The organism is Pseudomonadota bacterium (assembly GCA_039024915.1).
Lineage (GTDB): Bacteria > Pseudomonadota > Alphaproteobacteria > Rhizobiales > MH13 > MH13.
The window spans coordinates 330,202-352,101 of the sequence record JBCCPK010000003.1 but is presented as its reverse complement, the minus strand read 5'-3'; the positions used below and the strand labels follow the sequence as shown (position 1 = coordinate 352,101).

23 protein-coding genes are annotated in these 21,900 nt (G+C 60.4%); 13 read left to right on the top strand and 10 right to left on the bottom strand.

Annotated elements, in window-relative coordinates; genetic code table 11:
* The first annotated feature begins 16 nt into the window (after nucleotides 1–16).
* Complete coding sequence (locus tag AAF739_07880) at nucleotides 17–1,714, top strand: methyl-accepting chemotaxis protein (protein MEM6382576.1); 1,698 nt, start codon at nucleotides 17–19, stop codon at nucleotides 1,712–1,714.
* 97 nt (nucleotides 1,715–1,811) lie between these two features.
* On the opposite strand, the gene AAF739_07875 is transcribed toward AAF739_07880, so the two are convergent.
* Both AAF739_07875 and AAF739_07870 read right to left on the bottom strand, forming a co-directional pair.
* On the bottom strand, nucleotides 1,812–2,609 hold the full coding sequence (locus tag AAF739_07875) for a metallophosphoesterase (protein MEM6382575.1): 798 nt from the start codon (nucleotides 2,607–2,609) through the stop codon (nucleotides 1,812–1,814).
* A gap of 256 nt (nucleotides 2,610–2,865) precedes the next feature.
* Nucleotides 2,866–3,768 (bottom strand): SDR family NAD(P)-dependent oxidoreductase, encoded by a 903-nt coding sequence (locus tag AAF739_07870; GenBank protein ID MEM6382574.1) that lies wholly within the window; start codon nucleotides 3,766–3,768, stop codon nucleotides 2,866–2,868.
* A gap of 38 nt (nucleotides 3,769–3,806) precedes the next feature.
* Between AAF739_07870 and AAF739_07865 the strand changes: the two genes are divergently transcribed.
* The gene (locus AAF739_07865; GenBank protein ID MEM6382573.1) at nucleotides 3,807–4,262 is read left to right on the top strand and encodes a MarR family transcriptional regulator; all 456 of its coding nucleotides are present in this window, start codon (nucleotides 3,807–3,809) and stop codon (nucleotides 4,260–4,262) included.
* A 113-nt stretch (nucleotides 4,263–4,375) separates the two neighbouring features.
* On the top strand, nucleotides 4,376–5,458 hold the full coding sequence (dusA, locus tag AAF739_07860; protein MEM6382572.1) for a tRNA dihydrouridine(20/20a) synthase DusA: 1,083 nt from the start codon (nucleotides 4,376–4,378) through the stop codon (nucleotides 5,456–5,458).
* A gap of 20 nt (nucleotides 5,459–5,478) precedes the next feature.
* Here the strand turns inward: dusA and AAF739_07855 are convergent, their stop codons facing one another.
* Nucleotides 5,479–5,919, bottom strand: coding sequence for a DUF2267 domain-containing protein (locus tag AAF739_07855; protein MEM6382571.1), 441 nt, complete (start codon nucleotides 5,917–5,919; stop codon nucleotides 5,479–5,481).
* Between the two features lie 188 nt (nucleotides 5,920–6,107).
* Here AAF739_07855 and AAF739_07850 point away from each other — a divergent pair, with 188 nt between their 5' ends.
* The 5 genes from AAF739_07850 to AAF739_07830 all read left to right on the top strand — a co-directional run bounded on the left by AAF739_07850 (nucleotide 6,108) and on the right by AAF739_07830 (nucleotide 11,899).
* Entirely contained in the window at nucleotides 6,108–7,805 is a 1,698-nt protein-coding gene (locus tag AAF739_07850; protein MEM6382570.1) for a helicase HerA-like domain-containing protein, read from the top strand.
* Between the two features lie 136 nt (nucleotides 7,806–7,941).
* On the top strand, nucleotides 7,942–8,814 hold the full coding sequence (locus tag AAF739_07845) for an alpha/beta fold hydrolase (protein ID MEM6382569.1): 873 nt from the start codon (nucleotides 7,942–7,944) through the stop codon (nucleotides 8,812–8,814).
* A gap of 311 nt (nucleotides 8,815–9,125) precedes the next feature.
* A complete protein-coding gene (locus AAF739_07840) occupies nucleotides 9,126–9,341 on the top strand; it encodes a hypothetical protein (protein MEM6382568.1) in 216 nt (71 codons plus the stop codon).
* On the top strand, nucleotides 9,338–10,540 hold the full coding sequence (locus tag AAF739_07835) for a GTP-binding protein (GenBank protein MEM6382567.1): 1,203 nt from the start codon (nucleotides 9,338–9,340) through the stop codon (nucleotides 10,538–10,540). Before AAF739_07840 ends, AAF739_07835 begins: the two co-directional genes overlap by 4 nt.
* Nucleotides 10,541–10,768: 228 nt before the next feature.
* On the top strand, nucleotides 10,769–11,899 hold the full coding sequence (locus tag AAF739_07830) for a hypothetical protein (protein ID MEM6382566.1): 1,131 nt from the start codon (nucleotides 10,769–10,771) through the stop codon (nucleotides 11,897–11,899).
* Between the two features lie 94 nt (nucleotides 11,900–11,993).
* Here AAF739_07830 and AAF739_07825 read toward each other — a convergent pair whose 3' ends face one another.
* The 6 genes from AAF739_07825 to AAF739_07800 form a co-directional block, all read right to left on the bottom strand.
* The gene (locus AAF739_07825; GenBank protein MEM6382565.1) at nucleotides 11,994–12,428 is read right to left on the bottom strand and encodes a DUF1801 domain-containing protein; all 435 of its coding nucleotides are present in this window, start codon (nucleotides 12,426–12,428) and stop codon (nucleotides 11,994–11,996) included.
* Between the two features lie 110 nt (nucleotides 12,429–12,538).
* Complete coding sequence (locus AAF739_07820) at nucleotides 12,539–13,660, bottom strand: SufD family Fe-S cluster assembly protein (GenBank protein MEM6382564.1); 1,122 nt, start codon at nucleotides 13,658–13,660, stop codon at nucleotides 12,539–12,541.
* Between the two features lie 21 nt (nucleotides 13,661–13,681).
* The gene (locus tag AAF739_07815; GenBank protein MEM6382563.1) at nucleotides 13,682–14,389 is read right to left on the bottom strand and encodes an ATP-binding cassette domain-containing protein; all 708 of its coding nucleotides are present in this window, start codon (nucleotides 14,387–14,389) and stop codon (nucleotides 13,682–13,684) included.
* Between the two features lie 220 nt (nucleotides 14,390–14,609).
* On the bottom strand, nucleotides 14,610–14,936 hold the full coding sequence (locus AAF739_07810; protein ID MEM6382562.1) for a hypothetical protein: 327 nt from the start codon (nucleotides 14,934–14,936) through the stop codon (nucleotides 14,610–14,612).
* A complete protein-coding gene (gene ubiG, locus AAF739_07805) occupies nucleotides 14,933–15,667 on the bottom strand; it encodes a bifunctional 2-polyprenyl-6-hydroxyphenol methylase/3-demethylubiquinol 3-O-methyltransferase UbiG (protein MEM6382561.1) in 735 nt (244 codons plus the stop codon). Before ubiG ends, AAF739_07810 begins: the two co-directional genes overlap by 4 nt.
* Nucleotides 15,664–16,608: an isoprenylcysteine carboxylmethyltransferase family protein gene (locus AAF739_07800; protein MEM6382560.1), complete on the bottom strand. Its 945-nt coding sequence runs from the start codon at nucleotides 16,606–16,608 to the stop codon at nucleotides 15,664–15,666. Before AAF739_07800 ends, ubiG begins: the two co-directional genes overlap by 4 nt.
* Before the next feature lie 136 nt (nucleotides 16,609–16,744).
* On the opposite strand from AAF739_07800, the gene AAF739_07795 reads away from it, so the two are divergent.
* A complete protein-coding gene (locus AAF739_07795; GenBank protein ID MEM6382559.1) occupies nucleotides 16,745–18,157 on the top strand; it encodes a M20/M25/M40 family metallo-hydrolase in 1,413 nt (470 codons plus the stop codon).
* Nucleotides 18,148–18,735 (top strand): TIGR00730 family Rossman fold protein, encoded by a 588-nt coding sequence (locus AAF739_07790; protein MEM6382558.1) that lies wholly within the window; start codon nucleotides 18,148–18,150, stop codon nucleotides 18,733–18,735. The genes AAF739_07795 and AAF739_07790 overlap by 10 nt, the downstream gene beginning before the upstream one ends.
* Here AAF739_07790 and AAF739_07785 read toward each other — a convergent pair.
* Nucleotides 18,730–19,389: a haloacid dehalogenase type II gene (locus AAF739_07785; GenBank protein MEM6382557.1), complete on the bottom strand. Its 660-nt coding sequence runs from the start codon at nucleotides 19,387–19,389 to the stop codon at nucleotides 18,730–18,732. The genes AAF739_07790 and AAF739_07785 overlap by 6 nt on opposite strands.
* Nucleotides 19,390–19,621: 232 nt before the next feature.
* Between AAF739_07785 and AAF739_07780 the strand changes: the two genes are divergently transcribed.
* The 3 genes from AAF739_07780 (at nucleotide 19,622) to AAF739_07770 (ending at nucleotide 21,864) form a co-directional block, all read left to right on the top strand.
* Complete coding sequence (locus AAF739_07780; protein ID MEM6382556.1) at nucleotides 19,622–20,539, top strand: branched-chain amino acid aminotransferase; 918 nt, start codon at nucleotides 19,622–19,624, stop codon at nucleotides 20,537–20,539.
* Between the two features lie 4 nt (nucleotides 20,540–20,543).
* Nucleotides 20,544–21,113, top strand: a complete 570-nt coding sequence (locus AAF739_07775) for an isochorismatase family protein (GenBank protein ID MEM6382555.1) — start codon at nucleotides 20,544–20,546, stop codon at nucleotides 21,111–21,113.
* 151 nt (nucleotides 21,114–21,264) lie between these two features.
* Nucleotides 21,265–21,864, top strand: coding sequence for a superoxide dismutase (locus tag AAF739_07770; protein MEM6382554.1), 600 nt, complete (start codon nucleotides 21,265–21,267; stop codon nucleotides 21,862–21,864).
* The last annotated feature ends 36 nt before the right edge of the window (nucleotides 21,865–21,900 follow it).

The window sequence follows — 21,900 nt, the reverse complement described above, 5'->3', positions numbered from 1 at the left end:
CGGTTTAGGTTTCGCCATGTTTCACAACGTCAATATCTCCACGCGCGTCATCGCGGCCTTTATCTCGCTGGTCGCAGTCACGGCGATCGTTGCCGGCTACAGCGTCTGGAAAGTTGAGGGTCTGAGGTCGAACCTTGCAACCGTCAACGAACGCAACAGCGTCATGCAGCGCTATGCGATCAACTTTCGCGGCAGTGTGCACGATCGGGCGATCTCCGTTCGGGACGTCGTTTTGGCGGAAGACCAGGCGGGCGTCGATAAGGCGCTCCAGGAAATCCAGGACCTCAAAGCCTTCTACGCAGACTCGGCCACATCCATGGATGGGATGTTCGGAACATTGACGGACATCACCGATCGCGAACGGGCGATCCTGCGTTCGATCCAGGAGATCGAAGCAATCACTGTTCCCCTTTACGAAGAAGTCGTCAGGCTTCAGCTCGCCGGGCAGGCTGCCGAAGCACGCACGCTTCTGATGACACAAGCGAGCCCGAATTTTTCGGAGTGGCTTGGCCGGATCAACCAGTTCATCGATCTGCAGGAAGCCAACAACCAAGCCATTGCCGCCTCAGTGACGGCCACCGTGAACTCCTTCACCGCTATCGTCATCGGTATCCTGGTGCTCGGTGGGGTCCTGTCGCTTGCTATGGGCATCTGGTGCGCGGCGGCCCTTCGACCTCTCAAGCCGCTGACCGAAAAGATGCAGCTGGTCGCTGATGGCAATCTTGAGACCGATATTCCGTGTCCAAAAGGCGAAAATGAAGTGGCTGATATGGCCAAGGCACTTCAGTTCTTCCGGGAGAACCTCAAGCGCACCAAATCCATGGAAGCGGAGAACGACAAGCGCACCGCCGAGATGGAAGCCGACAAGCGGCGCTCCATGAATGAGCTGGCGGACGGCTTCGAAACAAGCGTCGAGCATGTTGTGGCTTCTGTATCGCAAGCGGCGCAAACCATGGTCGCGCTCGCAGATACCTTGAGCCAAGCGGCCAAATCGGCAGGCGACCGCTCGGCTGAGGTCGCTGCGGCCTCGCAGGAGGCGACCGGCAATGTTCAAACCGTTGCCGCCGCAAGTGAAGAGATGACCAACTCGCTCGCCGAAGTCTCCGAGCGCGTGAGCCAATCGGCTGAAATGACCGATGGCGCAGCCCGGCGCACCGTCACCACGACCGAGACGGTTTCGAAGCTGTCATCGAGTGCGCAAACCATTGGTGATGTTATCTCGATGATTTCGGACATCGCCGAACAGACCAACCTGCTGGCGCTCAACGCCACGATTGAAGCGGCGCGTGCCGGGGAAGCCGGGAAGGGCTTCGCTGTCGTGGCGAGCGAAGTGAAGGGTCTTGCGAGCCAGACGGCCAAGGCAACGGAGCAGATTTCCGCTCAGATCACCGGCATGCAGGCCGACACAACCGCTGTTGTCGATGCGATTGGCGAGATCGGCGGTATGATTGAGGAACTCAACACCGGCTCGGCGTCCATCGCCGCGGCGGTCGAAGAGCAGCACTCGTCCACCCAGGAGATCGCGCGCAACACGCAGCACGCAGCCGACGGGACACAGCAAGTCACCGCAAACATCGGCGAAGTCTCCAACGCGATCGCTGAGACCGAACAGACGGCAAGTCAGGTCAAAGCTGCGTCATCGGAACTTGCTTCGGAAGCTGAACGCCTTCGCAGCAGCGTTCGGGAGTTCCTGGGCACCGTTCGCGCAGCCTGAGCCACCCAGCTGCCTTGGCCTGCATGCATCGACTGAAAACCCACCGGTATTGGCGCCCCCAAAACGGTGGGTTTTGAGGCTGTTCAATCGCGCCGCATCATGGGTCTGATATCCCGCTGCGTAACGCAGATAATTCCAGGACCACGATTTCAGGAGGCACACCAAAGCGTATCGGTGCGATGGAACAGCCAAGACCACCCGATACGACTAGGTGTGCGTCGTCACCATTGTGCGCTTTCTCCACGATATGGCCATAGGCATATCGATTGCCGAACCGGGACGGAACAACCGGCGAGTAACCAAACAACCGGACCTGACCACCGTGGGTGTGACCGGAAACTGTCAAGGGCACTCGACGAGCGACCTTGAGCACTTCAGGAAAGATGTCGGGTTCATGTGCCATCAGAATAACGGGGGCATCATCACCGACCGTGTTGAGCGTTGCCGCCAAGTCGTCGACCCCGGATCGACCAGCACGCAAGAAGCGTCTTGGCCCAAGAAGAGCTTGCTGATCACCCAATCCGGCGACCCAAAAAGGTTTTTTTGCCTTTGTGATCCGTACAGCATGGTTCTCCAGCACCGAAATTCCGACCTCTTGGAGTGCAAGTTGGCCTGATACAGGGCCGCTTGCTCGGCGCTGCGCCTCTCGATCCTCCCACCAGTCATGATTGCCCAAGACCGCAAAACGACCCAAGGGGGCCTTCAGGCCTGCTAGGATGTTGGCCCACTGCTGATCCGGAACCGACGAGGTCATCAGGTAGGGCATGCCGGTCGCATAGTCCCCAAGCAGGAGTACCAAATCTGGTTCCAGCGCATTTGCCTGCTCGACGAGCAGCTCGATCCTCGCTTTGCCCATCCAGGGATTACAAGCGTGGAGGTCAGCCAAAAGCACCATCCGGATGGGAGGCCCGCTGACCCATGTGGGTATGGAAAGCGCATACCGTGTAATGGAAAAGGCTCTTCGGCCTGTGAGATTCAACGAGAACAACACACCTCACAACGCCATGGTGATAGAATGAGGCCTGATAAGATGGGTCGTAAGGTCAATCCAGTGCGGTCGTCGAACGTGCCGCGGGTGGCACGGAACTATTGGCGTTTTTTAGGCTAGGTATGAAGGACACCAGTAGGTCGTCCAAAGCAATACGAAACTGTCACGACAAAAGGCGATCAAGTAACTCAATGAGGCCTCGTTGAGTTTCCGGATCCGTCGCTGTTCTGGGCATCGTCTTTTCGCGGCGATTGGCGACAAAGATGCCTGTGCTTCCGCCGAAGGCCGAAGGGTCGGCTGCCTCCACAATCTTCACTGCTTGTTTGCTGGCGGGGCTAAACAACAGTGGTGCGAGCCAAGCAATGAAGGTGGGCATCCCCGAATTGCCTCCCGTTGTCATTGGGGATTTGGTCGCACCGGGATCGATCGCGCGGATCAGGATGTTGTCAGCCTTCAACTCTTCAGCGAGCGCATCCGCGAGTGCGGTAACGGCTAACTTGCTTTGAGCGTACGTGCTCATCAAACCACCGACGCTTTCGGGATTGACGAGGCTGCCCAGCTCAAGGGCTTTAGGCCTGAAAACTGCGCTGGAGGCGAAGTTGACGACCATGGCAGGCGTTTGCTCTGTGGTGCGCGCCATCTTTTGCTTAAGTGCTTTGATCAGCTGATAGGGCGCCAGCGTGTTGACAGCGAAATGCGATTCCAGACCCCGCGAGTTGAGAATCTTCTTGGATGTTAAGATGCCGGCATTGTTGTAGAGGGCCCTTACTTTGCCCGGCAATGCGTTGATCCGCTCCCCCGCCTCAGCAATCTGGGCGGTCTCCATAAGATCAGCGATGACAATCTCCACTTGAGCGCTCGGATAGTCAGCTTTGATCTGGTCCCGCTGCAAGTCAGCCTCTTCGAGCGTCCGGTTCACAAAAACCATTGCGTCGCCGCGAGAGGCGAGCAATTTGACAATCTCGCTCGCTATGCCGCCGGTCGATCCAGTGATCACGGTCCAGCTTACATCCGCCTGTGTCATTTGGTACACCGATCCAATCGCACGATAGTTGTGCAGATACATAGTGTAATCGTATACTAATTAGAAGCGAAATCGAACCCATGTCTGGCTCAGCTGCACAGGCCATCTGCCAGTTTATCCCGCCATTCATGCGTTTTCTGCGCGATGGCCTTGCGGAAGTGCACATGTCGCCTGCGCGTTTCCAGATCTTGCAGACGCTTCGGTACGAGGACGCGCTTTCCATGATCCAGTTGGCGGACCGTTTGTCGGTAACCAAGCGAAACGTGACGGCTCTTGTCGATGGACTTGAAAAAGATGAGCTGGCCGTCCGGACTCCGCACCCCACCGACCGGCGCTCAACGCTTGTCAAGCTCACCCCAGCCGGTGAGGTGGCGTTCGCTGCGGCGGCTGAGATTCAGCAAAAGCACCTGAGCAAACTGCTCACGAGATTGGACGAACACCAGCAGCGCGAGGTGGCGAAAGCGCTCAACGAACTAACCGGTGTGCTGTCGGCCAAGCCCCGGAGTGGCATAAACCGGGCTGGATCGATTGAGTGACGTGACGGCCGACTGGTCTTCTGATACGTCGATCAACGTTCGACAAAGCCTTGGCTCGTCGGCGCTATAGCCCCAAGAATGTTTGATTTCAGCACAGTATCAGGACCTCTCCCTTGCCCCTTAAGGCGCTGCTCCAGGCCCAACTCTCCGTGGCCCCGATGATGGACTGGACGGATCGCCACTGCCGGTTTTTTCACCGGCAAATGTCGGCGCGCGCTGTCCTCTATACGGAAATGGTCACGGCCGATGCGGTGATCCACGGCGATCGCGACCGTCTGCTGGGCTTTGACGCTGCCGAGCACCCGGTGGTGCTTCAGCTTGGCGGCTCGGACCCCGACAAACTGGCACAGGCCGCGCGGATTGGAGCCGACCGGGGCTATGACGCGATCAACCTCAATGTCGGTTGCCCCTCCGACCGGGTTCAGTCGGGCACATTCGGCGCGTGCCTGATGCGCGATCCTGACCATGTCGCACGGCTTGTCGGGGCGATGAAGGATGCCGTCGACGTCGATGTGACGGTCAAATGCCGTATCGGTGTTGATGATCAGGACCCCGCGCAGGTTTTGCCCGCCTTTATCGCGGCCCAACGCCGGGCGGGGGTTGATGCGATCCTTATCCACGCCCGCAAGGCCTGGCTGGAGGGGCTCAGCCCAAAAGAGAACCGCGATATCCCGCCGCTCGACTATGACCTTGTCGTGCGCATGAAAGCCGAGAACCCCGATTTGTGGATGGGGATCAACGGCGGCATCGACAGCCTTGACGCGGCGCAGGCGCTCCTCGACCGCGGGATGGACGAGGTCATGATCGGCCGCGCTGCTTACCAGAAGCCGGCCGATATTCTGCTTGCCGCCGACCGGCGCCTGTTTGACGCGACACAAACGGCCGATGGGTCGGCCATAAGGGCGGGCGTCGGCTTTACAAATTCTGACAAATACTCCGGCAAGTCGCGCGCGGACGTCGTGGAGGCGATGCTACCCTACTGCGAGCGCCATCTGGCCTCCGGCGGGCGGCTCAATCAGGTGACCCGGCACATGATCGGTCTGTTTGCCGGCCGACCGGGTGGCCGGCGCTGGCGCCAGGTGCTGAGCCAGCGTGCGCACTTGCCTGGAGCAGGGCCGGAGGTCTTGCGCGATGCCCTTGCCGAGACGCAGAGGCAGGCCGAAGCGGGGGGACCGTCCCGCGCAAACGCCGCTTAAAGCCGTTCGCAGTCAGTGTGTTAGCTGAACTGATCCATGCCGGGGATGTTCGCGACGATCTGGCCGACCACGTCGTCGCCTGCCTTTTCGCGAGCAAAACCGACCACTTCAGACGCCACGCCCTGGATCTGATCCATGTCCAGCCCGGCACCCATCAACTCGCCCGCGGCCGCCATCAGCCCACCGCCTTCGCCGCCCATGAGGCCGCCTAGCGCACCGCCGATGCCGCCGCCGCCCATCAGGCCGCCGAGCGCACCGCCCAGACCGCCTGCAGAGTCAGCGCCCGCATCCGCCGCGCCCGACAGCAGCTCCTGCGCTCCGGGGATGGCACCCATCAGTTGCCCAACCGCGTCGGACGGGCCCTCCTTGTTGATGAAACCAAGGATAACGCCCACCGCCGTTTGCGCTAAACCCTCATCGATCCCCACAGCGTTCACAATACGCGCGATCAACTCATCCATGGTTCATCTCCTTCAAAGACCATTTTGGCCCTCTTAGCAGGGTTTGCTCAGCTCGCCACCCATTTTGGGCACCAACGGCCAAGTGAGTGGTGGGCAACCGATTGTCTGATTAGCCTAGCCTTGCATGCGGCATGGAAACTATGGTTCTGCAGACCGCACCCTTGCGCCAAAGACCCGGACAATCTGCGATGTACAAAGATGACGCCCTCTACCTCGGAACCGCTGGCACAGAGACTGGCGCCTTGCTGCCGCAATATCTCGCGCTCAAGCTCGCCAACCGCCACGGCCTGATCACCGGCGCGACGGGCACCGGCAAAACGGTGACTTTGCAGATCATGGCAGAAGGGTTTTCGCGCGCCGGGGTCCCTGTCTTCTGTGCGGACGTGAAGGGCGATTTGTCGGGTATCGCGGTCGCCGGAACAGAGAAGGATTTCCTCGAAGCCCGCGCCGAAACCATCGGCTTTGCCGACGCCTATGAGTACGAAGCGACGCCGACGATCTTCTGGGATTTGTTCGCCGAGAAGGGCCACCCGATCCGCACGACGATCTCGGAGATGGGGCCGCTGCTCCTCGCACGCCTGCTTGATCTGTCCGACGCACAGGAAGGCGCGCTAAACATCGCGTTCCGCATCGCCGACGAGGAGGGGATGATGCTCCTCGACCTCAAGGATTTGCGCGCGATGCTGCTGCACCTATCCGAGCGGCGCGAGGAAATCGCAGCAAAATATGGAAACATTTCAACTGCTTCCATCGGCGCGATCCAGCGACGCTTGCTGGTGCTCGAAGATCAGGGCGGCGCGAACTTCTTCGGCGAGCCGGCGCTTAAGGTGCAGGATTTCATGCGGACTGACACCTCGGGGCGCGGCCTTGTTTCGGTGCTCGCTGCCGACAAGCTGATGAACAATCCGCGCTTGTACGCGACGTTCCTCCTCTGGCTCCTGTCGGAACTGTTCGAGGAACTGCCCGAGGTCGGCAACCCCGACAAGCCGCGTTGCGTCTTCTTCTTCGATGAAGCGCATCTGTTGTTCGACGAAGCGCCACGTGCGCTGCTCGAACGGGTCGAGCAGGTCTGCCGCCTGATCCGCTCCAAGGGCGTGGGCGTCTATTTTGTCACGCAGAACCCGCTTGATGTGCCGGACGAGGTTCTCAGCCAGATCGGCAACCGCGTTCAACATGCTCTAAGGGCCTTCACCCCGCGCGATCAGCGGGCAGTGAAGGCGGCCGCCGAAACCTTCAGGCCTAACCCGGACCTCGATGCGTTCGAGGTGATCACCCAACTGGGCGTCGGCGAAGCGCTGGTTTCGACGCTCGAGAAGAAAGGCGTGCCCTCCATCGTGCAGCGCACACTTATCCGACCGCCATCCTCGCGGCTCGGCCCGCTGGAGGATGCCGAGCGCGCCCAGCTGATGAAAACCTCGGTTGTTTCAGGGCTGTACGACGAGCCGGTGGATCGCGAATCGGCTTACGAGATCCTCAAGAAGCGTGGCGAGGAGGCAGCTGAAGCCGAGGCGAGAGCACTGCGCGAGGAAGAGGAGCGGATCGCCCGCGAGAAGGAGGAGAAAGAGCGCGCCCGCCGCCGCGACGACTATGAAGACGATGATGAGTATGATGATCGGCGGAGCCGGAGCGGAAGCGGGCGCCGCACACGGTCGGGCTTCGATATCCCGGAGTTCGGCCCGCGCAGCCGCAACTATGACTACGGCGAACGCGACTCCCGACGGTCCGAACGGCGCAGTTCCTCCCGCTCGCGTTCATCCTCCTCTCGCCGCCGCCGCTCAACCCGTCAGAGCGGGCTGGAAGCGATGACCAAATCGATGATGCGATCCGCCGGGACCCAGATTGGCCGCGCGGTTATACGGGGGATCTTAGGCAGTTTGCGGCGGTAGGGTGGTCGGATAACCCGAGCCTGCTACCCGTTCCAGAAACGTTGCGTTCGGGCGCCCTGTCAGACAAAGACAACGTCAGCGCTTAGCCCAGATCGAACCTTGCTGCGGCTCACACCAATGTCTGGTATGTGCACGCATGATTGAGTTCGAGCCACGCGCCGTCGTGCTGCCATCCGGGAACGTGACCTACCTCGACGCAGGGGCGGGAAGCTCAGAGATCGTCGTGCTGCTCCACGGCGGAGGCCTGGACTGCGCTCGCTTGTCGTGGCGGCTTCTCATTCCAGAGCTTGCGAAGACCTGTCGAGTGCCTGCTCCGGACTGGCCCGGATATGGAGGGACCGATGCTTTCGGGCGGCCCTACACAATCTCCGACCTCGGCCAGTGGTTGATGGCGTTTCTCGACCATTTGGGGGTCGGACAGGCCTCGTTCGTCGGTATCTCGATGGGCGGCGGCGCGGCCCTCTGGTCTGCCATTAATCGTCCGGAGCGGGTGAAAGCGCTCGTGCCCGTCGGCTCGTTCGGGATCGCGGAACGAGCGCCCTACCATAGGCTGTCATACCTGCTAACCAAACTTCCTTTGAACGCTGTCTCCTATGCATTGCTGAGGCGCTACCCCGCTTTACTAAGGCGTTCCGTGGAAGCGCTTTTTTCCGATCCGAAAAGGGTCACGCCAGACTTGGTCGCCGAGGTTGCTGATGTGCTCAAGACTGCCGGAAGCGGAGCTGCGTTCACCCATTTTCAGCGCGGTGAAATGACGGTAACACGATTGCGGTCAGTTTTCGCAGAAGACCTAGGAATGATATCGCATCCAATCCTGTTTATTCATGGAAACAAGGATGCGCTTGTACCGATTGAGGAGGTAGAGGCTACGTTGAGCGGCCTCCAGAATGCCCATTTGGAAGCGATGGATGCTGGACACTGGCCGATGCGGGAACAGCCCCTGGCGTTCAATGAACTGGTTGTCTCGTTTCTCGGGCGCGCTGCCCGTGAGAGCAGACCTTCGGGCTAAGGTTGCATCAATCCGTTGGGGCCGCTCACCTACTGTCCAAATTCTTCAAACCCGCCTAAACGCCTTAGGCGGAGCTGCCTTTTCCGCCCCGGCGAGCGAATTCAACGATCGCGCACCCCAATGCGGCAGAATCCCAAACAGTGTGGGACTGGATGACGGCACGCCACCAGAGCTCCGCTTGACAGATCGTGGCCACTGCGCGCATGGAGAGGTACTGTTATAGTATAACGAATTGCAGGTGATTGCCGGTCGTTTGCGACAGCAGTCGCAGACAACCGGCAAATAATTGATGCGCGGGTGACGAGGATAAAATGTCTGATATTCCAACGACATACGACGAATGGCAGCACTGCATCACGGTCAAATGCAAGATCCCGCTCACCGCCGACTATGTCGCAGAGCGCATCGAAGCCCTGCAGGACATGAACGATTATCACACGCAGCGGTTCATCGAACGGTGGGGTGAAGCGCACCACAGCCGAACGCTGGGCTGGTTCCGCGAGGCATCCAAACAGCTGGCGCAATGAACGCGGGCGCACCGCTCCCCATCACGATCCTCAACGGTTTCCTCGGCGCAGGGAAAACCACGCTGCTGCAAAGTCTGCTCGTCCAGGCGCGCGACGTGGAGGATGTCCGGCTCGGCGTCATCATCAATGAGATGAGTGCGCTCGACGTCGATGGGCGCATCCTCGACACGACCGAAGTCCTGTCGATGAAGGATGCGCGGTTTGCCTCCATCCCGGCGGGCAGCATCAGTGGCGAGGCCGGGCTGGCGCAGTTTGCCGCCGCAATCGACAAGCTGCGCGACGCGGGCGTCACGCACATCATCATCGAAACATCTGGCAGCACCCACCCGTGGCCGCTTCTTGAGGCCATCCGGGCCAACAGGGCCGTGCAGCTTCACGGGTTCCTGTCGATCGTCGATACCGTCACGTTGACGCACGACCATGATAGCGGGCGGTCGATTGTGCCGGCGGCATCGAAGAACCTATCGGCGAACACCCGAGGGATCGAGAACCTGCTCGCCGAGCAGATCATGTTCGCCAACCGTATTCTCCTGAGCAAGATGGATCGCCTCTCACGCGAGCAGCTGCAGGCGGTGGGCGAGGCCATCCACCCCATCAATCCGGCGGCTGACATTCTGGGCATGCAATGGGGGAACGTGAAGCTTGCGGACGTCCTCGCCATGCCCGCCTACGACCATAACCGCGTGGCGAAGTTGGGCGCGGAGTTGACCGCGTGGGACCGGGAGCACGGCACCAGTTCGATGGCGGGTGCGGAGGACTACGCGATCGACAGCGTGGTCATCTCCGATCCGCGCCCGTTCCACCCACAGCGTCTGTGGGACGTCTACCACCACTTTTTGGGCGAGGGGATCTACCGCAGCAAAGGCTTTTTCTGGCTGCCGAGCCGTGACCGTTATCAGCTGTTGTGGAACCAGACGGGCGGCAGCGTCGGTCTTGGGATCATCAATTTCTGGAAGGTTGCCGCGCTTGAGGACGAAACCTTGGTGCTTCTGCCGGAGGAGCGCGAGGACATACGCCGGGGTCTTGCGGGGCTGTCGCCGGAGTTTGGTGACCGCCACTGCCACCTGACCGTGATCGGCGACCGCACGGGGCTCAAGACCTTCGTGGGCGCACTGGAAGCGTGCCTGTGCACCGATGAAGAGGTCGCGCAGTGGAAGGCAGGGCAGGTTTTCGAGGACCCCTGGCCCGAGGCGGGGTGAGACCAGGCGCGGTCGAGGCGTTTTGATCGATCCTTGTCTGGGCTGCCGCCCCGCAATGCTTGCCAACCCTAGCAGAACGTCGTGCGCGGTCTCGTGCATCCTGTCCAAACTCACAACATGCGTTGCAGCGCGCAAACACGCGCCGGCGTGACCGTGATCACATCGGCCTAAGTGCCCGGTCCATACACCCGCCCCTCAGTCGAAAACACCAAGACCTGAGAGACGACCATGACCAAAGTGACCCTCAAGACCAAGACCGCCGACGATGCAGTGATCGTGTTTAAAGATGCCAAGGACCTTTTCGAAGTCTTGGTTGACGGGCGCGATACGGTTGAAGAACTGCTGGCCGCAGCTGAAGCTGCAGCCGACGTCCACTTCGCCGCCTTTCTCGCCGCCTTTGAAGACGCGCTGGGCATCAGCGGTTTGGCGTCCGCCTACGCTTCGGGCGGCGTCGCGGGATTGACAGACGCCATCGAGAAGCTGGCAGGGGAGGGGGCGTTCAACGACCAGTTAAACGACGGGCTCGGCAAGCGCAGCAACGCCTTTTCCGATGCCCTGAATGCGGCTCTTTCAGATATGCCCGGATTGTCAGACTTTCTGGACGCAGGACCGGAGGGTGAAACGTTCGACCCCGCCGATTTTGCGCCGGGCGCGGGGCAAACCATAGGTCTTGCAGGTGCAGTTGTTGGTGGCGTCGCTTTGGGATTGGCCGGTGCGTGGGCTCTCGGCTTCACCGAACCCTATGAGAAGGCCGCCAAAAATGCGGTCAGCAACGCGGTGAACAACAATACGTTCAACAAGGACGTTAAATTCATCCCCGCCGACCCCGACGCCATCGATCCCGCCGATATGCCGGCGGTGGTGCGTGTCTTCTTCGAGGGCTTCATCAAGGACCAGTCGTCGGCCGCCGATCCGACCTACGGCCAGACGCTGACCAATCCCGATGATGAGGACTATGGCATCGACTATGGCAAGGGCTTTGACCCCGACGCGCAGTTGAACGGCCTGATCCTGACTGAAAAGGACAAGCTTGAGGCGATAACCACAGCCGATCAGGCCAAGCAGGCTGCCCAGTTTCACTACGATTCAACGACGCAACCGCCCTCGCAAGATAAGGCTCCCGCCCCGACCAAACCCGACCTGGGTGGCGGCGAAGATTTTGCCGGAGACAGCTTCATCTTTGTTCAGAACAACAACGGGCCTTCAGGCGGTTACAATCAGAACAATGATTTGTCTTTCAAGACCGATCTACAGGCGAAAACCGGCACTAACAGTAACGGCACTCATTCCCCTGGCATGAACATGGACCAGCAGGACGGTTCTTCAGTGTCCGAACAGGTCGAAGATCTTCTTTTCTAAGGAGCAACTTCGCGTCTCAGCAGCTCCGCCCGCTCGACCGGGCGGGGCAGTCCTGTGGTCGCATCTCTGGCGGAAAGGCGCGTCGCCCGCAACGTCATGTGCCCACAACCTCCCACTTCGCTCTCAAGTCCGCCAACCCCGCTGCAATCAGCTCCGCGAGCACTGTTTCATCCGCATCGGCAAGCTTGTTGAGGTAGAGGCAGCTTTTGCCCTTCTTGTGCTTGCCAAGGCGGCTGAGGATGTCACCGAAGTCGGCATAGCCGGGCATGATGTAGATCGAAAGGTTCGCCTTGCGCGGTGCGAAGCCGGTCGCGAACCATTCGCCCTCGTGGCTTGAAGCGTAGCGGTACCGGTAGCGGCCATAGCCAACCATGTTGCTGCTCCACAACACCGGCTCCCAACCCGTTACCCGACGGAACAGCGTATCGAGCGCCGATGCGTCCGCCCGTTTTTGCTCCGGCTCTACGGTTGCGAGATAGGTTGAGACGTCGTTGTCGGTGGCTTGCGTCTTGTTCTGTGTTTCCGCCATACCCACGACCCCCAAGTGACCCAAGGTCGGTTCGCTTCTGCACGAACGCCCCCAAGACGCAGCCCAACCGAGATGGCGATAGGCGTCAACCCCGGACGCGGCTTGCCGGGCTACATGCCGCCCGACTGAGCTGACGCGATCATGGCCGTCACCTGACTGCGAAGGCTGTCGGGAATGTAGTCATCCTTGAGGTTGAGAAATCCCTGCACGATCAGATCGCGCGCGCGGTCTTCATCGAGGCCACTTGCCATAAGATAGGCGAGCTTGTCCTTGTCGATCATCCCCACGGAGGCTTCGTGCGAGAGCACGGCTTCTGCGCTCTTCGCCTTCAGCGCGGGCGTTGCGGTAATCTCGCCATCGCTCGACAGAAGCAGCCCATCACAACCCAAAAAGCCGTTCGTGCCCGGCGCATCGCCGATCAGCAGGGCGTCGTTCGTGATGGTCCCGCCCGCCGAAACCATGCGAGCAATGGACTCCGAACGCGCACCGGGAGCGGTCAAAGTGGTCTGGGTGTCGAAAACCCGTTCGGTGCCCTTGGCGGCAAACATGATCGCCTGATCGTTGCAGCTAGCGTCCGCGCCGATCCAAGTTTGCGTATCCGAGCGGTGGCGGCTGATCGGCGACAGCATAACCTGGTTGGAGACGGATTGCGCACCAGCGCCAAGCTTGCTGCGGGAATAGGAATCGACCGTCATGCGCGCGCCCCAATGTTCGATCGAGATCGCGCGGCAGCTGGCGCCATCTTGCACGAAGGTCTCCTCAATCGAGACGTGATGGCCGGCATGGACGCGCGCTGGTACGGCCGCGCCTGAGATCATCTCGACGTCCGCGCCTTCGCCGATGACCGTGATGTTGTGCGTGAATTGCCGCTCCTGCGGACGCTCCATGATGGTGAAGTTCTGCAGCGGTGCGGTCAGCTTGGCGCCGGGATGGACATAGACAAAATGGCCGATCGGGTCCTGCAGGAGTTCGGACGCCTGTCGCAAGAGTTCGTTCTCGTCGGGGGCAATCAGCGAGAACATCAGGTCCTGCACCCAGTCGTAGCGCATCAAGGCATCCTGGATCGACATGACCTCGACGCCGTCGACGTGTGAATTCGCAACGCGAATGGCGTGATCGACCAAAACCGTCGTCGCGCTTCGCGAGGACGGATCGCCGTAGCCAACCTCGCGCAGAATCGTTTCCTCATCCCCGCTAAGCGCTTCGGGCATGACCGCTTCGGTGTTTGTCATTGTCCTCTCCGTTAGCACCGGTCAGGCAGGTGCGACGTAGCCCTCCGCCTGAATGTGCTTGAACAGCGCTTTGGGCGGCCCGGAATGGATAATCCGGCCCTCTTTCATGATGTGCGCCATGTCAGCATCCACGTAATCAAGGATCAGCCCGGTATGGGTGATCAGCAGGGCACCTCGTCTTGAGCCGTCGTGCGCAGGCTCCGCCACCAATTCGCGTATCGCAGCGCCAACGGCGGCGATGTGCTCGAGATCAACGCCGCTCTCAGGTTCGTCGAACAGGAGGAAATCGGGCTGCTGAAGAAACAGTTTCAGCACTTCCCACCGTTTGATCTCCCCACCGGAGAACCCAACGGCCACGTCGCGGTCGAGGAAAGCGCTGAAATCGAGCAGCTTCGCTCCGTGCCCCAGCCGGTCGTCTGCCGCCACAGCGGATGCAAAGTCATGCACCGATACGCCTTCAAGCGACGGTGGCCGTTGGAACGCCATGCCAAGGCCGCGCTGCGCCCGACCGGAAACATCGACGTCGCTCAAGTCGTTCCCGCGAAAGCGGATGGTGCCGGCGGTCACCACATAAGGTTCAAGACCCATGATCGCGGATAGCACCGTCGATTTTCCCGAGCCGTTCGGCCCCAGCAGAACGTGCGTTTCACCCGCTTTGACGGTCAGACTGAAGTCCTCGAGGATGGCGGTTTCATCGACGGCAACCGAAAGGTGACTGATTTCAAGCATGACCGCTGGTTACCATATGAAACCGGTTTCGTTAAGCGATTCCGGTTTGGTCCCGAGCTGATCTTCTCATCGAAGCGAGAAGATCAGAGGCGTGCCCTGCGTCGCCGGACATGTGGCTATGTCGACGACCGATCGCTGTGCGCACCCGGTCTCTGATCGTGCGATTTAGGCTCGCTCAGCTACCTGAAACCGCTCCTACGCTGGCCAGGCGGCCGAACCGTTATCCGTTCCGGAATTTCCCGCGATAAACAAGAGACTGCGCATTCAGCGCGGCCAGGTCTGCGCGGCCCTCAATGATCGCGTCACAAAGCGCCGCTGCGCGCTCGGCCTGACCCGCAGTCAGATGCTTGTAAGCGGGCTTACCGAGGTGGCGATACCAGACATCGCCAAATAGAGCGTCGAGCACAATCCGCTGAAAGCAATGGTCGTCGCGCACCGGCCAGTCGCGGCGGGTCGTTCGCGCAAGCTCCGGCATCGTCTGGCGGGTCAAGGTCAGATAGCGATCCACCGGGTTGGCCCGTGCCACGCTGGATGGCCCAAGGCTCATGACGGTTCAGGGCCCGGCGATGCGTCAGGCTGCCTTGCGACACCCATATAAATGATGCCCTTGAAGGGTAGGGGCCGAAAGACGAAATCGAAGCGGCGGTTGATGCCGGCAGGGCCAAGGCCCGTCTGGCCAGCTGGTTCCAGTCCGGCCTCGAGAAGCCCCGTGCAGAGTTCGCCCGGTTTGATGAACTTGTCGGGATCATGGGTTCCCTTGGGCAGGAGGCGCAGCACGTCCTCGGCGATCGTGACCACGACAAACCGCGCGAGCCAGTTACGGTTGATCGTGTCGTATAAAAACAGCCCGCCCGGCCGCAGCACCCGGGCAATTTCGGACAGGACCTTTCGCAAGTCCGAAACATGCTCAAGCACATCGACACAGACCACCGCGTCAAAGCTGTCATCGGCATAGGGCATGTTTTCGCCAACTCCGACATCGTAGCGGATCGCCCGCCCGCCTTGCACCGCATGCTGCGATGCGGCAGCAATGGCCTCGGCGGCCGGGTCAATGCCGGTCACCTCTGCGCCCCGCTCATCGAGTGCCTCAGCCATGAACCCGCCGGCACAACCGAGGTCTAGGACCTTTTTGCCCGGCCAGTCGATATGCCGGTCAAACCAGGCGAACCGCCCGGGCACCAGGTTCTTGAGCGTGCGGACCCATTTGATGTCGTCGGACCACCAGCGCGAGGCGACATCGTCATAAATCGTCAGATCATTGCGAACTGGCTTGTTCATTTCGCGCTCTTCCTCATTGGAGGCAGTCTTGGAACCGCATAGGGCACCTGCCGGCGATAGGCCTCAAAGTGGGCCCCGTGGCGCGCCTGCAGTCGCCGCTCCTTCATGATCGGCGCGAGCAGACAGTAACCGGTCAAGAATAGGGCCACGGCCAGCTGGTCCGGTGTCCATACGGGCACGGTCCACGTCGTGAGGGCGAATGCGACGTAGATCGGCTGCCGAATAATGCGAAAGAGCCCGCCGGTCGGCATACCGGGGAAGCGCGGCTTGATCTTTTGCAGCAGAGAGAGCCAGCCCAGCGCGCCGGACTGGAGTTCGACGCCTGCGTCGTAGATCGATTTGGCCAGCAGCAGCCAGGAGGTGGCGTAAGCACAACAGATGGCGATCAATGCCGCGCCGTCTGCGCGCCACCAAACCGTGCCGCTCGGTGTCCACAGGCCAAAAAGCAGAAGCAACTGGATGGAGGCGACGATGGCGTAGGTCGTCGTTGACAAGGTCCGAGCCGCGCTTTGGGGCGCGAGCCTCCCAAGAAGGGACCCGCCCTTCCGCGTCAGCAGGAATGAATGCGCAAGCGGGAACTGCAGCAAGAGCAACCCATTGGCGATGTACGACCAAGGTTCGGGTACGCGGCCGAAGCCTAACGTCATGCCAAAGAACATCGCGACCATCATGCCGCTCACGGCGATGGCAAACAGGCTGTGACAGATCGCGCCGTAGGTGACCGCAAGCGCTATCCGGCGGCGGCCCGGCGGAGGATTGAGGGCGCCGAGTAGCAGATCACGCAGCCGTTCGAACGGCGATGGTTCGGACGGGGTCCCTTTACGGAAAGGCTCGTCTGGTCTTGTCGATAGGTCGGTCAACGGACGTTGCAACGCTCGATTCTGGGTTTGGACCATGTACTCGGTCAGACGCCAACTGGTTTGCCTGGTTCCACGTCGCATTGTCGCAGTCGCTTAGCGATTCCTGTCGCTGATCTTTTCTTGCGGGTAGAGCGCGGCTAACGACCCACCGCTTGCGCTCCCGGCCTCGGTCCTGTTGTCTGCACCCCATGACTGTCTATCCGGACTGGTGAAACCCATGGATACCAATGCCCCTTCTGTTGATGCCGAGCTTGAGGCCTGCCTCGCTGCTGCTGATGCCCAGTTTGAACAAAGCCTTGAGCGGCTTTTTGCGCTCCTGCGCATCCCCTCCATATCGACCGACCCGGCCTATGACGCGCAAGTGAAAGAGGCGGCGGCGCATGTGCACGCAGAGCTTGAGGGAATTGGTTTTGCGGTCACCACCCATCAGACTCCTGGCCACCCGATGATCGTTGCCACATGGGACGGCGCGACCGGTCCGCGGGCGCTTTTCTACGGCCACTATGATGTGCAGCCCGTCGATCCACTGGAATTGTGGGATCGTGATCCCTTCGATCCGGTGATTGAAACCCGTTCGGATGGCAGCAAGAAGATCGTCGCGCGCGGCGCAGCGGACGATAAGGGCCAGATCATGACCTTTATCGAAGCGTGCCGCGCGATCCTTGAGACGCACGGCGCGCTCCCGGTTCCGGTGACTATTCTGTTCGAAGGCGAAGAAGAGTCCGGCAGCCCGTCGCTTCCGGGATTCCTTGATGCGCATGCCGACGACCTGAAGGCGGACGTTGCGCTCGTTTGCGACACCAACATGTGGGACCGCGACACCCCGGCCATCACAACACGTCTGCGGGGCATGTACGGTACGGAGGTGGTTATCGAAGCGGCCGACAAGGACCTGCATTCGGGTTATTTTGGCGGCGCGGCGCGCAATCCCGCACATGTGTTGGCGAAGATCATAGCGGACCTGCACGATGATACCGGCGCTGTCACCCTGCCTGGGTTTTACGATGGCGTCGCGGAGGTTCCTGCCGAGATCATGGCGATGTGGGAGACGCTCGATTTTTCGCCCGACGCGTTTCTCGGCGACGTTGGGCTTTCGGTGCCGGCAGGCGAACAGGGCCGTTCGGTTCTCGAACAGATCTGGTCGCGCCCAACGCTTGAGGTGAATGGGATGTCGTCGGGCTACACGGGCGAGGGCTTCAAAACCGTTCTCCCCGCAAAGGCAATGGCAAAAGTTTCGTGCCGTCTTGTCAAAGGCCAAGACCCTGAAGCTGTGCGGCGCAGCTTTGAGAGCTTCGTAACCGAGCGCCTGCCTGCCGACTGCACAGTGACCTTTTCCAGTAAGGGAGGTGCGCCGGGCATCGAACTCGACACGTCCGGGCCCGCTTTCGTCGCCGCGCAACAGGCCTTGACCGACGAGTGGCCGAAGCCAGCGGGCTTCATCGGCGTTGGGGGCTCGATCCCGATCGTTGGCGATTTTCAGACCCGGTTGGGCCTCGAGAGCGTGATGGTGGGGTTTGGCTTGGGCGATGATCAGATCCATTCGCCCAACGAGAAATATGAGCTGGAAAGCTACCGAAAGGGCATACGATCGTGGATCCGGATCCTCCACGCGCTCGGAGCATCGGCATGAGGTCGGTCTGCGTCTTTTGCGGGTCGAACCCTGGCAACCACACCGACTATGCAGCTGCCGCCAAGGCTCTGGGAGCGGAAATCGCGGGGCGAGGACAGACGCTCGTCTACGGCGGCGCGGAGGTCGGCCTGATGGGCATGGTGGCGGACGCAGCGCTGGCTGAAGGCGGCGACGTCGTTGGCATCATTCCCGAGGCTCTGGTCGCCAAGGAACTGGCGCATAAGCGCCTCACCCGGCTTGAGACGGTGTCATCCATGCATGAGCGCAAGGCGCGGATGGCCGAACTGTCCGATGGGTTCGTGAACTTGCCCGGGGGAACGGGAACCCTGGAAGAAATGTTCGAAGTTTGGACTTGGGGGCAACTTGGCTTTCATGCCAAGCCGATTGGCGTTCTCAATGTCCGAGGTTTCTATGACCCCTTGCTCACATTCCTCGACCATCAGCGGGACGAAGGTTTCGTCAAACCGGGCCTGCGGGACACGCTGCTTGTGGGCGATGATCCACAAACCTTGCTGACTGAGATGGCGGCCTACACGCCACCGGTGGTCCACAAATGGGTCGAGCGCGAGGCGCTATAGGGCGTCCAAGCCTTCGAGGCTCGACAGAACGGCTGCGGGCGACAGATCGATGTATTCGTCCGGCATCCCCGCGCGGTTTATCCATACCGTCCTGAAGCCAAAGGCGGTGGCACCGGCCACGTCCCATCGGTTCGACGACTGGAAGGAGACGGTGTCGGGAAAGGCGCGGAAATGGCCCGTGACCAGATCGTAGACGTCAGGGTGCGCCTTGTAGGTCTTGAGCGTATCAACCGACAGGACTTCATCAAGGAGAGCCCCGATACCGGCGGCTTCAACCGCGCCTTCCAGCATCTGAGGGGATCCGTTCGACAGGATGGCAAGTTTTGCGCCACCATCCACCAACGTCCGCAAAACGCTCGGCACTTCGGGGTAGCAATCGAGCCGCGAATAAGCGGCCAGCAAATCATCTCGATAGGAGCGGTCGACGCTGGGCACGAGCGCAAAGGCGGTCTCAAGCGCCTCTTCCGTCAGCTGCCAGAAATCCTTGTACCGGCCCGCAAGCGCCCGTACCCATGAGTATTCAAGTTGCTTCTCGCGCCAGATCGCCGACAGCCTCGCGCCATCAGGACCAATCTGGTCGGCATACCGTCGAACAGCAGCGTGAACGTCAAACAGGGTGCCATAGGCGTCGAAGATGTAGACCGGGTAAGGCATAAAAGTCTTTCAGAGCGGCCGCCTGCAATTGGCGGCGACGGGACATCATGTGCAGCGCAGCACGGCATGTGGGCGCTTGGCCAGCGCGACAATAGAACGATGCGGAAGGGCGCTGAACGGGGAGAATCGACCGACTTCGACCACTTGCGCTTTTTGGCCCACCTTGCGATGAAACCGAAACACCCACGCAGTTCGACTTTCGGCGGACCGCCAGCGTCATTGTGAGCGTCAGATGAACCAGCACACCCCGCAACCCTCAAACGGAAGGCTTTCGGTTTCCGGCAAGCAGGCGGTATGGACCTTCTTTGACGGGGAATGGCATGAGGGCAACAAGCCCATCGCGGGGCCCATGACACATGCCATGTGGTGCGGGTCATCCGTATTCGACGGCGGGCGGATTTTCGATGGCGTTGCGCCGGACCTTCGGGCCCATTGCGAGCGGGTTAACGCATCAGCTGCGGCGCTAAACCTCAAGCCGACTATGACGGCCGAAGAAATTCTTGAACTGTCCCTTGAGGGCGCGCGAAAGTTCGCCGCTGATCAGGCGCTTTATGTGCGGCCGATGTACTTTGCGGAGTCAGGCGGCTTCATGTCGGTCCCGCCCGACCCCGACTCCACGCGCTTTGTCCTGACCTTGTTCCACGTCGACATGCCGCCAGCCACCCGAACGATGCGCGTTGGGGTCTCGCGGTTCCGGCGCCCCACGCTCGAAACAATGCCTACCAATGCAAAGGCGGGCTGTCTTTATCCCAACAATGGCCGCGCAATCCTTGATGTGAACGCCAAGGGCTACGACAACGCCATGGTGCTCGACATGCTCGGCAATGTGGCTGAATTGGCGACGTCCAACATCTTCATGGCCAAGGACGGCGTTGTTCGCACGCCTGCTCCCAATGGCACATTTCTCAACGGCATCACCCGCCAGCGGGTGATCGGATTGTTGCGGGATGAAGGCGTGGCAGTGGAGGAAACCACCCTGACCGTGGGTGATTTCCTTGATGCTGACGAGATTTTCACGACCGGCAACTATTCCAAGGTCGTCCACGTTACGCACTTTGAAGGCCGGGACTATGCGCCCGGACCCTTGGCGCAAAAGGCACGCGACGCCTACATGGCGTTCGCCCACGACCCGTCGCAAAAAGCTGCTTAGCGCTATGAACGCCGGCCTGATGGATGTTCAGCGCAGCACGCTGCTCGTTATTGACGTGCAAGAGCGCCTTTTGCCCGCCATGGATGGCCAAAAGGTGCTTGAAGGGGCCTGCGCTTTCCTTTGCGCCGTGGCCACCGAATGCGCCGTTCCGGTTATCATCTCGGAGCAGTACCCAAAAGGCCTGGGCGCGACGGTCCCGGCCATCAGTGAGGCTGCTGGAAACGCAAAAATCATCGCGAAAACCGCCTTCTCGGCAGCAGCGGAGCCCAAGATCCTCGACCGACTTCGCAAGCTTCGATCAGACAAGCGCAGGGACCAGATCGTGGTCTGCGGGATCGAAGCGCATGTTTGCGTGTTGCAAAGTGCGCTGGAATTGCGGGCGGCTGGGTTCGACGTTTTCGTCGCTGCCGATGCCGTCAGCTCGAGGCGCATTGGATCGCGTGATCTTGCGCTTTCGCGGCTCGGTCATGCGGGTATCGGATTGGTCTCGACCGAGATGGTGGCCTTTGAATGGATTGGCGACGCTAAATCCAAGCACTTCAAACCGATCAGTGCGATGGTCCGCGATCGGTGAGGGTGGCGGATTTCCGAAGCTGACCTCTGCAATCACCGAACGGTGCGGTCGTTTGCCGTTAACCCCTTGGCACTTTGACCGTTCGCCCTTACTAACCGGGCAACGGTTGCGCATGCATCCAACCCCCTAACCTAACACTCTGGAGAGACAGATGGCCTTTGAACTGCCCGACCTGCCCTACGCCTATGACGCGCTGGGCCCATACATGTCTGCCGAAACGCTCGAGTTTCATCACGACAAGCACCACATGGCTTATGTGACCAAGGGCAATGAGTTGGCTGAAGCTGCAGGTATGGCGGACAAGTCGCTCGATGACATCATGAAGGCGAGCTTCGGATCAAACGCGCCGTTGTTCAACAATGCCGGCCAGCACTTCAACCACATTCATTTCTGGAAATGGATGGCGCCAAACGGGGGCGGAACCAGCCTTCCTGGCAGCCTACAGGCTGCAATCGATTCCGATCTTGGCGGCTATGACAAGATGCGCGCTGATTTCATCGCCGCGGGCGTTGGCCAGTTCGGATCAGGTTGGGCCTGGATCGCGGTCAAGGATGGCAAGCTCGAGATCATAAAGACGCCAAACGGTGAAAACCCGGTGGTGCATGGCGCCGCCCCGATCCTTGGTTGCGATGTTTGGGAGCACTCATACTACATCGACTATCGCAACGCGCGGCCGAAATATCTCGAAGCCTTCATCGATAGCATGGTCAACTGGGACTATGTCGCTGAGCTTTTCGAAGCAGCAAGCTGACGTTACGGAGCAATTACCAATTGCGTCGTTTTAGAA